Annotated in this window: 9 protein-coding genes and 1 tRNA gene; 4 read left to right on the plus strand and 6 right to left on the minus strand. The window is 70.9% G+C overall.

Annotated features, from left to right (window positions below):
* Positions 1–148: 148 nt before the first annotated feature.
* A complete protein-coding gene (gene dgcA, locus EV684_RS04285) occupies positions 149–1,135 on the minus strand; it encodes an N-acetyl-D-Glu racemase DgcA (RefSeq protein WP_132644972.1) in 987 nt (328 codons plus the stop codon).
* The gene (dgcN, locus tag EV684_RS04290) at positions 1,128–2,150 is read right to left on the minus strand and encodes an N-acetyltransferase DgcN (RefSeq protein WP_132644973.1); all 1,023 of its coding nucleotides are present in this window, start codon (positions 2,148–2,150) and stop codon (positions 1,128–1,130) included. Before dgcN ends, dgcA begins: the two co-directional genes overlap by 8 nt.
* 192 nt (positions 2,151–2,342) lie before the next feature.
* On the opposite strand from dgcN, the gene EV684_RS04295 reads away from it, so the two are divergent.
* Positions 2,343–5,114: a TonB-dependent receptor gene (locus tag EV684_RS04295; RefSeq protein WP_132644974.1), complete on the plus strand. Its 2,772-nt coding sequence runs from the start codon at positions 2,343–2,345 to the stop codon at positions 5,112–5,114.
* 136 nt (positions 5,115–5,250) lie between these two features.
* Here EV684_RS04295 and EV684_RS04300 read toward each other — a convergent pair.
* The 3 genes from EV684_RS04300 to EV684_RS04310 form a co-directional block, all read right to left on the minus strand.
* A tRNA-Val gene (locus EV684_RS04300) sits at positions 5,251–5,327 on the minus strand.
* Positions 5,328–5,414: 87 nt separating this feature from the next.
* Positions 5,415–7,649, minus strand: coding sequence for a RelA/SpoT family protein (locus EV684_RS04305; RefSeq protein WP_132644975.1), 2,235 nt, complete (start codon positions 7,647–7,649; stop codon positions 5,415–5,417).
* On the minus strand, positions 7,649–8,509 hold the full coding sequence (locus tag EV684_RS04310) for an alpha/beta fold hydrolase (RefSeq protein WP_132644976.1): 861 nt from the start codon (positions 8,507–8,509) through the stop codon (positions 7,649–7,651). Before EV684_RS04310 ends, EV684_RS04305 begins: the two co-directional genes overlap by 1 nt.
* Before the next feature lie 78 nt (positions 8,510–8,587).
* Between EV684_RS04310 and EV684_RS04315 the strand changes: the two genes are divergently transcribed.
* A complete protein-coding gene (locus EV684_RS04315; RefSeq protein WP_132644977.1) occupies positions 8,588–9,361 on the plus strand; it encodes a 3-hydroxybutyrate dehydrogenase in 774 nt (257 codons plus the stop codon).
* A 24-nt stretch (positions 9,362–9,385) separates the two neighbouring features.
* Here the strand turns inward: EV684_RS04315 and EV684_RS04320 are convergent, their stop codons facing one another.
* Positions 9,386–10,087, minus strand: a complete 702-nt coding sequence (locus tag EV684_RS04320) for an SIMPL domain-containing protein (RefSeq protein WP_132644978.1) — start codon at positions 10,085–10,087, stop codon at positions 9,386–9,388.
* A 175-nt stretch (positions 10,088–10,262) separates the two neighbouring features.
* Between EV684_RS04320 and ompR the strand changes: the two genes are divergently transcribed.
* On the plus strand, positions 10,263–10,997 hold the full coding sequence (gene ompR / locus EV684_RS04325; RefSeq protein ID WP_132644979.1) for an osmolarity response regulator transcription factor OmpR: 735 nt from the start codon (positions 10,263–10,265) through the stop codon (positions 10,995–10,997).
* A gap of 101 nt (positions 10,998–11,098) precedes the next feature.
* Complete coding sequence (locus EV684_RS04330; protein ID WP_132644980.1) at positions 11,099–12,427, plus strand: sensor histidine kinase; 1,329 nt, start codon at positions 11,099–11,101, stop codon at positions 12,425–12,427.
* Positions 12,428–12,437: the final 10 nt, after the last annotated feature.

Below are 12,437 nucleotides of genomic sequence, written 5' to 3' on the forward strand. Positions count from 1 at the left end.
TCTCCAGTCGGGCGCAGGCTCGTGGCCCGCGTGCGCCGCACGCCTGCGTCCCGATGACGGCAAGCTGCGCGCCGCGGCCTGCGACTGTGGCGCGGCCCGGCGCCGCCCGCGCCGGAGTTTTCCCTAGCGCCGCGCGGCGGCTGTCACCTCAGTCCCAGAGCCCGGCAGGCGCCGGCTGCATCAGGCTGCCGTCGAAGGCGAAACCCGGCACGCGGTCGCGCGCCAGCAGCAGCGGGCCGTCGAGGTCGACGAAACCCGCCCAGGGCGCGAGCAGGAAGGCCGGCGCCATGCCGAGCGAAGTGCCCAGCATGCAGCCGACCATCAGCCCGAGCTCGTGTTCTCGCGCTGCTTTGGCCAACTCGATCGCCTCCGTCAGCCCACCGGTCTTGTCGAGCTTGAGGTTGACGAAGGCGTAGCGCCGCGCGACGGTGTCCAGGCTCTCGCGGCCGTGGAAGCTCTCGTCGGCGCACAGCGGCACCGGCGACGCGAAACCTTCGAGCACGGCGTCGGCGGCCGCCGGCAGCGGCTGCTCGATCAGCGCGACGCCGGCCTGGGCGCAGGCGGCGAGATGGCGGTCCAGATTCGCCTCGGTCCAGGCTTCGTTGGCGTCGACGATCAGCGTCGCACCCAGCGCCGCGGCGCGCACGGCGCGGATGCGCTCCTCGTCGCCGTCGCCGCCGAGCTTGACCTTCAGCAGCGGACGCGAGGCCGCACGCGCCGCGGCGGCGGCCATCGTGCCGGGGTCGCCCAGGCTCAGCGTGTAGGCGGTGACGGCAGGCCGCGGCTCGGGCAGGCCGGCCAGCGCCCAGACCGGACGGCCGGCCGTGCGTGCCTCCAGCGCCCAGAGCGCCGCGTCGAGCGCGTTGCGCGCCGCGCCGGCCGGCATCGCGGCGGCCAGATCGGCACGCCGGCCGCCGGCGGCGAGCCAGGCGGCCTGCGCACGCACGAGTTCGGCAACGCCCTCGACCGTCTCGCCGTAGCGCGCGTAGGGCACGCATTCGCCCTGCCCGGTCACGCCGTCCTGCGTGACGCTGGCGACGACGACGACGGCCTCGGTCTTGGTGCCGCGCGAGATCGTGAAGCCGCCGGCGATCGGCCAGCGTTCGACGGCGACGTCGAGCCGGGGCTCAGACACGGGCGCTCTCCGGGAACTCGGCGAGCAGGCGCTCGACGAGCCCGTCGACGCCGTAGCGCACCGGGTCGGTGGCCGGCAGGCCGTGTTCGTGCGCCAGCTCGGCCAGCAGCGCACGCGCCTCGGCCTCGCCCAGCGCCTGGGTGTTGATCGCGATGCCGACGGGGCGGATCGCCGGGTTCGTCAGCCGGCCGCAGCGCACGGTGAGCTCGATGACCTCGGCGATCGTCGGCAGCGCGTGTTTCACGCCGCGCATCGTGCGCCGCGTCGGCTCGTGGCAGACGACGAAGGCGTCGGGCTGGGCGCCGTGCAGCAGGCCCAGCGAGACGCCGGCAAACGACGGATGGAACAGCGAGCCCTGCCCTTCGATCAGGTCCCAGTGGCCGGGTGCGGCGGCCGGCGCCAGCCATTCGACGGCGCCGGAGATGAAGTCGGCGACGACGGCGTCGACGGCGACGCCGTGGCCGGAGATGAAGACGCCGGTCTGGCCGGTGGCGCGGAAGTCGGCGTCCAGCCCGCGGGCGCGCATCGCGCGTTCCAGCGCCAGCGCGGTGTACTTCTTGCCGGACGAGCAGTCGGTGCCGACGGTCAGCAGGCGCAGCCCGGGGCGTTTCGTGCCCTTGCCGGTGGCGAAGGTCTGGTCGCTGTGGCGCACGTCGAAGAGCTGCACGCCGTTGTGCGCCGCGGCCTCGCGGATCTCGGGGATCTGCCCCAGGCGCACGTGCAGCCCGCTGGCGACGTCGAGCCCGGCCTCGATGGCCTGGACGATCGTCGCCACCCAGTGCGCCGGCAGCACGCCGCCGGCGTTGGCGACGCCGACGATCAGCGTCTTCGCGCCGGCGGCCACGCCTTCGGCGATCGTCATCTCGGGCAGGCCGAGGTCGGCCTGGCAGCCGGGCAATCGGGTCTGGCCCAGGCACCACTCGCGACGCCAGTCGACGATGCCGTGGGCGGTCTTGGCGGCGAGCTGGTCGTGCACGTCGCCGAGGAACATCAGGTACGGGTGCGCAATGTCCATCGGGGCTCCAGGGGGGTCGGCGCCGCGCGTGCTCCGCGCGGCCTCGCCCATTGTGCGAGCGTCACCCCCCCTCGGATCAAGGCAAAGCGGCGCCGCGTGTCATCCGCGGAGCCGTGTTTCCCGTTTGTGAATTCGCACCACAAAATTGAGGGTTTTGGGCCGAGGCCCGCCCGCCAGCCACGAGGAACACCGATGAGCCGCGACCCGATGCGCCGCATCACCCCCATTGCCGCCGCCTGCGCGGCCCTGCTGGCGCTCGGCGCCTTCCCCCTGGCCGCAACGGCCCAGTACGCCGCCGTGACGACGGCGCAGCCGGTCGAGCGCATCGAAGTCACCGGCTCGCGCATCAAGCGCACCGAGGACGAGGGCGCGCTGCCGGTGCAGGTGATCTCGCGCGAGGAGATCGCCAAGTCCGGCGCGACCACGGCCGCCGAGGTGATGCGCAACCTCAGCGCCAACAGCGGCGGGCTGAGCGACGGCGGCAGCATCAACACCGGCGGCTACGACCAGAAGGGCTTCAACTCGGCCAACCTGCGCGGCATCGGAACCTCCTCGACGCTGGTGCTGCTCAACGGCCGGCGCATGGCCAACTTCGCCTCGCCCGGCGATGACGCCGGCGTCGACTTGAACAGCATCCCGGCGGCGGCGATCGAGCGCATCGAGGTGCTGCTCGACGGCGCCTCGGCGATCTACGGCACCGACGCGGTCTCCGGCGTCATCAATTTCATCACCCGCAAGGACTTCACCGGCGCCCAGGTCGACGTCTACGTCGGCGACAGCCAGGAAGGCGGCGCCGGCAAACGCACCGCGACGATCACCGCCGGCTACGGCACGCTGGCCGACAACGGCTTCAACGTCTTCGGCGTCTTCGACGTCCAGCGCACCGACGCGCTGAGCACCTCGCAGCGCGGCTTCATCAAGGACCTGAAGATCCCCGAGCGCCTGCCGCACCTGCTGTCGGGTTACACCAGCCCGGCCAACATCCGGCTCGGCGCCGACCAGCTCGAGTACCTGCGTTCGCAGGGCCTGATGATCGGCGGCGAGCTGATCGACAGCCAGACGATCAACTTCGCCTACGGTGACGGCTGCAACCCGCCGGCCAACCTGTACCTGCCCGACGGCACCGGCGGCTCGCAGGCCTGCACCTACGACTACATGCGCGACACCGAGCTGTACCCGAAGTCCGAGAAGCTGAGCTTCCTGGGCCGCGGGGTCACCGAGATCGCCGGCGGGCACGAGCTCTTCGCCGAGGTCGCGCTGGCGCGCGCCAAGACCTGGTATGTCGGCTCGGCGGCGCGCGTGACCGGCTACATCGACTACTCGATGGTGCCCCAACTGGCCGGCTACACCGGGCTGGAGGACATCGACCCGGAGATCATGCTGCGCATGCGGCTGGAGGAAGCCGGCCGGCGCACCAGCGAGCTGACGAGCACCTCGCAGCGCTACGTCGTCGGCATGAGCGGCAGCGTCGGCGACTGGGACTACGAGTGGGGCCTGAACCACAGCGTCAACGACGTCGCCGACCGCGACACCCACGGCTACGTGCTCTACGACGAGCTGATGCAGGGCATCGCCGACGGCATCGTCAACCCGTTCGGCCCGTCGTCGGCCGCCGGGCTGGCGCTGATCGACAGCATCCAGGTCGACAACGTCGTGCGCCGCGCACGCGGGACCATGGACGCGGTGGACTTCAGCGCCACGCGCAGCTTCGGCAAGCTCGCCGGCGGCCCGGTGGGGCTGGCCGTGGGCGGCGAGTTCCGGCGCGAGAAGAGCACGTTCACGCCGTCGGCGCTGCTGATGAGCGACAACATCAACAACGACTTCGCCCCGGAAGGCGGCGAGGCCACCAGCGACCAGCGCCGCGTCGCCGCCTTCTACGGCGAGATGCAGCTGCCGGTCACCAAGAAGCTGGAGCTGCAGCTGGCGGCGCGTTTCGACCACTACGAGGACGTCGGCAACACGCTGAACCCGAAACTCGGCGCACGCTACCTGGTGAGCCCGCGCATGCTGCTGCGAGGCTCCTTTGGCACCGGTTTCCGCGCGCCGTCGATGACCGACCTGCATCGCCCGACGCAGTACGGCAGCACCTCGACGCTGCCGGACCCGACCTACTGCGCGCTGGTCGACAACGACTACGCCGACTGCGCCTGGAACTGGGACACGCGCCGCTACAGCAACCCCGACCTCGAGCCCGAGCGCTCGCGCCAGTTCTCGTTCGGCACGGTGTTCAACCCGCACCCGCTGTGGAGCGTGAGCCTGGACTACTGGAACATCCACAAGCGCGACGTCATCAGCGAGATCGGCGACGACGTGATCCTCGCCAACCTCGACCGCTACGAGCCCCTCGTGCACCGCTACAACGAGGACGAGGGCATCGAGGGCTGCGACTACGACCCGGACGACGCGACGATCTGCTACATCGAGCTGCGCAAGGAGAACCGCGGCCGGCAGAAGGCCTCCGGGCTGGACGTGGTCGTCGAGATGAAGGGCCTGCAGACCCCGGTGGGCCTGTTCGGCGCCCGCCTGTCGGGCACCTGGATGCTCGAGTCCAAGCAGCAGACCGACGCGGCCGCGCCGTACATCAGCAACCTGGGGCGCTTCGTCACCGACAGCGTGGTGCAGCGCTGGCGCCACCGCCTCACCTTCGACTGGGAGCGCGGCGCCTGGAGCCTCAGCCTGGGCAACACCTACTACTCAAGCTACGACGACCAGAACTCGGCGATCAACACCGACGACGGCAGCGTGGTCGCGAAGAACCGGGTCAAGGCCTATTCGCTGTGGGACCTGTCGGGCGCCTACGAGTTCTCGAAGGACTTCACGCTGCGCGCCGGCGTGCAGAACGTGTTCGACACGCCGCCGCCGTTCTCCAACCAGGCCTACTACTTCATCTCGGGCTACGACCCGAGCTACACCGACCCGCGCGGGCGCTTCTTCTACCTCTCGGCGCGTTACCAGATCCGCTGAACCGGGCCGCACCGGGATGACGACGGGCCGGCCATGCCGGCCCGTTTCACGAGCGGCTCGCGCCGGTCGACGGTCGACTCCAGGCCGCCAAAAGCGAAAAAGCCCGGTAGATCACCGATCTACCGGGCTGTCCGTTTGGTAGGCGCGATTGGACTCGAACCAACGACCCCCACCATGTCAAGGTGGTGCTCTAACCAGCTGAGCTACGCGCCTGAAGAGCCTATGACTATATACGGGATCCGGATTTTTGCAAATACCCGAGTGAATTACCGGATCAAAACCGAACCCGGATCCGGGCGTTCAGCGGCGCCGCGCGTGGCGCACGCCGCCGATGCCTGCGAGCTGCTTGAGCACCTGCGTCAGCCGCGCGGTGTCGCAGACCTCGACCGTGAAGGTCATCCACGCGGTGCCGCCGCGTGCGTCCTTGACGCTTTGCGTGTGCACGCCGATGACGTTCATCTTCTCCTTGGCGAAGACCTCGGAGATGTCGCGCAGCAGGCCCTGCCGGTCGCTGGCCTCGATGATCACGTCCAGCGGGTAGACGCCGTCGCGTTCGCGCCCCCACTCGACCTCGATGACACGCCCCGGGTCCTTCTGCGCCATGTGGCGGAAGTTGCTGCAGTCGCGGCGGTGGATGGCCACGCCCTTGGCACGCGTGACGAAGCCGCCGATCGCATCCGGCGGCGCCGGCCGGCAGCAGCGCGCCAGCGTCGTCAGCAGCGAGTCGACGCCGACCACCAGCACCCCGCCCTTGCCCTTGCCGCCGTCGTGGCGCGGGCGGCGCAGCGCGATGCCCTCGTCCTCCTCGGCCGGCGCCGGCGCGGCCGGGCGCAGGATCTGCTCGATGTTGCGCAGCGAGAACTCGTCCTTGCCGACGACCTCGAACAACGCGTCGGCGGTCTTGAAGCCGAGCTGCTCGGCCAGCGTCTCGAGCTTGACCGCGGTCTTGCCTTCGCGCTGCAGCAGGCGTTCGACCAGCTCGCGCCCGCGTGCCACCGTCAGCCCCTGGGCCTGGGCGTTGAACCAGGCGCGCACCTTGGCCTTGGCGCGCGGGCTCTTCAGGTAGCCCAGCTCGGGGTTGAGCCAGTCCATCGACGGCCCGCCCTCCTTGGCGGCGACGATCTCGATCGTCTGCCCCGAGACCAGCGCCGTGTTCAGCGGCACCATGGCGCCGTCCACGCGCGCGCCGCGGCAGCGATGGCCCAGGTCGGTGTGCAACGCATAGGCGAAGTCCACCGGCGTGCCGCCGACCGGCAGGTCGATGATGCTGACCTGCGGCGTGAAGACGTAGATGCGATCGTCGAAGACGGCCGAGGCGGCGGCGTCCCGGGTCGTCGCGAAGTCGCGCTCCCAGGCCAGCAGTTCGCGCAGCACGGCCTTGCGCGCCTCGGCCAGGCGTTCGTTGAAGTCGCCGGAGGCGCTGACGCCGGCGTAGCCGCGCACGCCGGCTTCCTTGTACATCCAGTGCGCGGCGACGCCGTGCTCGGCGTGTTCGTGCATCGCGCGCGTGCGGATCTGCACTTCCAGCGGCCGGCCGTCGTCGTCGAGCACGACGGTGTGCAGCGACTGGTAGCCGTTGGGCTTGGGCCGCGCGATGTAGTCGTCGTACTCGCCGTCGACCGGGCGGAAGCACTCGTGCACCCGCGACAGCGCGGCGTAGCAGCCGGCGACGTCGTCGACGATGACGCGCAGCGCGCTCAGGTCGAAGACGCGTTCGATCGGCAGCCCCTTGCCGCGCATCTTCTTCCAGATGCTGTGCAGGTGCTTGGGGCGCCCCTGGACCTCGGCGCGGATGCCGGCCTCGGCCAGGCGCTCGCGCAGCCGGCGGCGTGCGCCCTCGATGCGCTGCTCGCGCTCCACGCGTTTTTCGTCGAGCAGCCGCGCGATGCGCTTGTACTCGTCGGGCTGCAGGAAGCGGAACGCCAGGTCCTCCAGCTCCCACTTGATCTGCCAGATGCCCAGGCGGTTGGCCAGCGGCGCGAAGATCTGCTGCGTCTCCTCGGCCAGCACCTGCGGGCAGGGCACGCGTTCGGCGGCGTACCAGCGCAGCGTCTGCAGCCGCGAGGCCAGGCGCAGCAGCACCACGCGCAGGTCGTGCGAGAAGGCCAGCAGCATCTTGCGCACCTGCTCGGCCTGCTGCTGGCGCTGGGCCTCCAGCACGTTGGCCGCACGCGTGGCGCGCTGGATCTGCACCAGTCGCCGGGTGTGCGTGACCAGGCTGGCATAGGACTGGCCGAAGGCCTTGGCGACCATCTCCTCGGGGTGCTGGAGGTAGTCGCCGGCGTAGACGAGGTAGGCGGCGGCACGCATCGACGGCGCCGCGCCGATGGCCTGCAGGATCGCGGCGACGCCGTCGGCGTGCACCAGCGCGGGCTCGCCGGTGTCGAGCAGGTGGCCGGCCAGCAGCGGCTCGGCAAAGGCGCGGGCGCGTTCGAGCGCGACGGCGCCGTCTTCGGCGACACCGGTTTCCCGCGCCGCCAGTTCAACGATCGCGGCCGCGTCGACGGCCGCTTCGGAAGCTTCGGCGGTTCTCATCAGGACAAGAGGAAATCGCGGACGACCGCGCGCTGCTCCGGCTGGACCAGCATCGGCGCATGGCCGACCCCGGCGAACTCGTGCAAGCGCGCACGCGGCCCGCGGCGCGTCATCGCCTCGGCGGTGGCGCGCGACAACAGATCGGATTCGGCGCCGCGCAGCAGCAGCGTCGGGCAGCGCAGGCTGTCCCAGGCGGCCCACAGCGCGGCTTCGCCGGCGGCGGCGATCTCGGGCGTCATCGCCCGGAACGGGACCGCGATCGCCGGGTCGTAGTGCGGGATCCAGCCGTCGCCGTCGGCGACGAGCTGCGGCCGGGTCAGTGCCAGCCATTGTTCGGGCGTGTGCGGGCCGAAACCCAGCGAGACCTGGCGGATCGCCTCGGCAGCGTCCTCGACGCTCGCCCAGCGCACCGGCTGGCCGAGGTAGCCCTTGATGCGCTCCAGCGCCACCGGCTCGATCGCCGGGCCGACGTCGTTGAGCACCAGGCGGCGCACCGGCGAGCCCACCAGGCTGGCCACGCCCAGGCCGATCAGCCCGCCCATCGAGGTGCCGACCCAGTCGACCGTGTCGACGTCCAGCCGCGCCAGCAGCGTGACGATGTCGGCGACGTACTGCGGCACCGTGTAGCCCGCCGGGTCGGCCAGGCGCGCGCTGCGGCCGCGGCCGACGATGTCCGGGCAGACCACACGCACGTGCGGCGCCAGGTCCAGCGCCAGCGTGTCGAAGTCGCGCCCCTGGCGCGACAGGCCGTGCACGCAGACCACCGCATGGCGCGCCGACGCGTCGCCCCAATCCCAGTACGCCATGCGGTGCAGGCCCCGGGCATCGAGGCAGGACACATCGTTCAGGCGGGGGTTCATGGGGGGCGACGAGGATGGTTGGCGCGGGAATCGGTCCCGATAATCGTCCGATCGTAGCAACCGGCAAGGGGACGGCACATGCTCCAAGGAAAGACGGTGCTGGTGACGGGCTCGACGAGCGGCATCGGCCTTGGCATGGCGGTGGCGCTCGCGCAGCAGGGTGCGAAGCTGATGCTCAATGGCTTCGGCGACGTCGACGCCGCGCTGCAGACGGTGCGCGACGCCGGCTCGGGCGAGGTGGCCTACCACGGCGCGGACATGCGCCGGCCCGACGAGATCGAGGATCTGGTACGCCAGTGCGAACGCCTGTTCGGCGGCCCGGACATCGTCGTCAACAACGCCGGCATCCAGCACGTCGCGCTGGTCGAGGACTTCCCGGTCGAACGCTGGGACGCGATCATCGCGATCAACCTCAGCTCGGCCTTCCACACGATGCGCGTGGCGCTGCCGGGCATGAAACACCGCGGCTGGGGGCGCGTCATCAACGTCGCCTCGGTGCACGGGCTCGTGGCCTCGGCCGGCAAGAGCGCCTACGTCGCGGCCAAACACGGCATCGTCGGGCTGACGCGCGCCGCGGCGCTGGAATGCGCGCGCAGCGGCGTCACCGTCAACGCGATCTGCCCCGGCTGGGTGCTGACGCCGCTGGTGCAAAAGCAGATCGACGCGCGCGCCGCCGAACACGGGCTGTCCAACGAGGAGGCCGAGCGCCAGCTGCTGGCCGAGAAGGAGCCGTCGCTGCGCTTCACGACGCCGGAGCAGCTCGCGGCGCTGGCGCTCTTCCTCTGTTCGCCGGCCGGCGACAACGTGCTCGGCGTCGCCTGGAACATGGACGGCGGCTGGACGGCGCAGTGAGCGCCGCCCGCCGGGCCCCGTCGGCTATTTGGCCGACATCTGCACGCTTCCCGAGACGCTGACCGTGACGCTGGCCTTGCCGGCTTCGACCGGCAGCGCCTCGTCGGCCATCGCGGCACGCGCCTTCATCGCCATCGGGAACACGCCCGAGGGCGGCTCGCTCGCCGACACCGAGACCTCGCGGATGCCCCAGCCGCCGAAGCCGAACTGGCGGCTGATCGTGTCCGCCTTGGCGCGAAAGCGCGTGATCGCCTCGGCCGACAGCTCGGCCTCGGCCTTCTCGCGCGCCTCGCGCGACAGCGAGTAGCCCACGCGTGCGATCGTCATGGTCTGCACGCGGCCGGTGAGCTGGGCGATGCCGGCGACATCGCGGCCTTCGGCCACCAGCTCGGCGCTGCCCTGCCAGCCGTTGGCCACGCCCTTGTTCGAATAACGCGGGTACAGCGAGAAGCCGCCGGTGTGCAGCTCGATCTGTCCTGGCCGGGCGACCTTGCGCGCCTCGGCCAGCGCCGCGTCCAGCGCCTGCTTCAGCTGGGTCTGCACGGTCTGCGCGTCGGGGCCCTCGCGCGAGGTCGAGAAGCTCACCGACAGCATGTCGCGCGCGACCTCGGCCGTCGCGCTGGCCGACAGGCTGACGACGTTCTGCGGCGGCGGCAGGGTCTGCGCCTGGGCCGCGCAAGCGACCGCGAAAGCGGCCAGGGCGAAGGCCTTTCGGGCGAAGGGCATGTCAACGTTTCCTTTCAGAGGCAAGGGTTGCTCACGTGTTTTCCCAGGTGAGAGTCACCGGCGGACACGATTGCGTCGCGGACACGCCGCAAGACTTGTAACAACAGGTCAGCAAACGCCGGGTCGGTCGAAAAACGGCCCGCACAATGCCGCTGTTACAAGTTTGGAGTCGGTGATGAACACCCCCGCCAATACCCGTCCCGACCGCATCGTGGTCGTCGACGATGATGCCCGCATCCGCGACCTGCTGCGTCGCTACCTGTCCCAGGAAGGTTTCGAGGTCCTGCTGGCCGAGGACGCCAAGGCGCTGAACCGCGTGCTGACGCGCGACACGGTCGATCTGATCGTGCTCGACCTGATGCTTCCCGGGGAGGACGGCCTGTCGATCTGCCGCCGCCTGCGTGCGGCCAACGACCTGACGCCGATCATCATGCTCACCGCCAAGGTCGAGGACGTCGACCGCATCGTGGGCCTGGAGGTCGGCGCCGACGACTACCTGCCCAAACCCTTCAATCCGCGCGAGCTGCTGGCGCGAATCCACGCGGTGCTGCGCCGCCGTCCGGCACCCGAAGCGCCGGGCGCGCCGTCCAAGGAGCCCCAGGTCGTCAACTTCGGGCCGTTCGAGTTCGATCTCTCGCTGCGGCGCCTGTCCAAGAACGGCGAGCAGATCGCGCTGACCACCGGCGAGTTCTCGATGCTCAAGGCGCTGGTGCGCCACCCGCGCCAGCCGCTGTCGCGCGACAAGCTGGCGCAGCTGGCGCGTGGCCGCGAGTTCGAACCCTTCGACCGCAGCCTGGACGTGCAGATCTCCCGCCTGCGCAAGATGCTCGAGCCCGACCCGGCGCAGCCGCGCTACATCCAGACCGTCTGGGGCGTGGGCTACGTCTTCGTGCCGGACGGCGCGAGCTGACGGGCGCTGACGCGCCCACGCGACAACTCCACGCGCGCCGGCCCCGGCGCGCCCCCTCTTTCCGCCACCGGCCCGCGACGCCGACGGCATCATCGCGGCCCATGGCCCGAAAGACGATCGCCCTGAGCCTTTTCTGGCGCACCTTCTGCCTGCTGGCCATCCTGCTGGCAGGGGGTGTCTTCGCCTGGGTGCAGACGCTGCGCGCGCTCGAGTTCGAGCCGCGCGCGGTCGAGTCCGCGCAGCAGGTCGCCGGCCTGGTGAACCTGTCGCGCGCGGCGCTGCAGCAGGCCGACGGCATCAACCGCGTCGCGCTGGTGAAGTCGCTGGGCCAGAACGGTGCGGTGCGCGTCACGCCGCGCGAACCCGGCGACCGCTGGGAGGGCTATGAACACGACCGTTTCACGCGCCGCGTCGCACGCGAGCTGCGCGCCACGCTGGGCGAGGACGCGATCGTCGCGAGCAGCGTCAACGCCAAGCCCGGGCTGTGGGTCGGCTTCTCGATCGACGGCGACGCCTACTGGCTGCAGATCGACGACAGCCACACCAGCCCGCTGACCAGCAACACCTGGTTCGTCTGGATCGGCATCGCGCTGCTGGCGACGCTGGTCGGCTCGGTGGCGATCGCGCGGCTGATCAACCGGCCGCTCAAGCAGCTGTCGTTTGCCGCCAGCCGCATCCGCGAGGGCGACCTCGACTCGCGCCTGGACGAGAACACGCTGACCAGCGAGATCCGCGAGGTCAACCGCGGCTTCAACCGCATGGCGCGCGAACTCGCGCGCGTCGAGGAGGACCGTGCGGTGATGCTGGCCGGCATCAGCCACGACCTGCGCACGCCGCTGGCGCGGCTGCGGCTGGAGACCGAGATGAGCGTCTCCGACGACGAGGCCAAGCGCAACATGGCGCTGGACATCGACCAGCTCGACGCGATCATCGACAAGTTCATGGACTACGCGCGGCCGGGCGACACCGAGATGCGCCCGGTGCACGTCTCGCAGCTGATCGACCGCGAGGCCGCGGGCTTCCGCGACCCGACGCAGATCCGCATCCACTCGCGCGTGGCGATCGACCTGAAGGTGCTGGCCGACGAGACCGAGCTCGGCCGCGTGTTCTCCAACCTGTTCGAGAACGCACGCCGCTACGGCCGCGGCACCGACACCGGCATCGCCGACGTGACGATCTCCTACGCCCGCACCGGGCCCTGGGTCATCCTCACGGTGCGCGACACCGGCCCGGGCGTGCCGCCCGAGAAGCTGTCGCAGCTCACCACGCCGTTCTTCCGCGGCGACGCCGCACGCACCGCCGCCACCGGCGCCGGCCTGGGCCTGGCGATCGTCGACAAGGCGATGCAGCGCATGGGCGGCAGCCTGGAGCTGGCCAACGCGCCGGACGGCGGCCTGATGGCGCACATCCGGCTGCGCCGCGCGCCGTAGCGCCCAGGCC

This window comes from Rubrivivax gelatinosus (assembly GCF_004340905.1).
Taxonomy (GTDB): Bacteria; Pseudomonadota; Gammaproteobacteria; order Burkholderiales; family Burkholderiaceae_C; genus Rubrivivax; species Rubrivivax gelatinosus.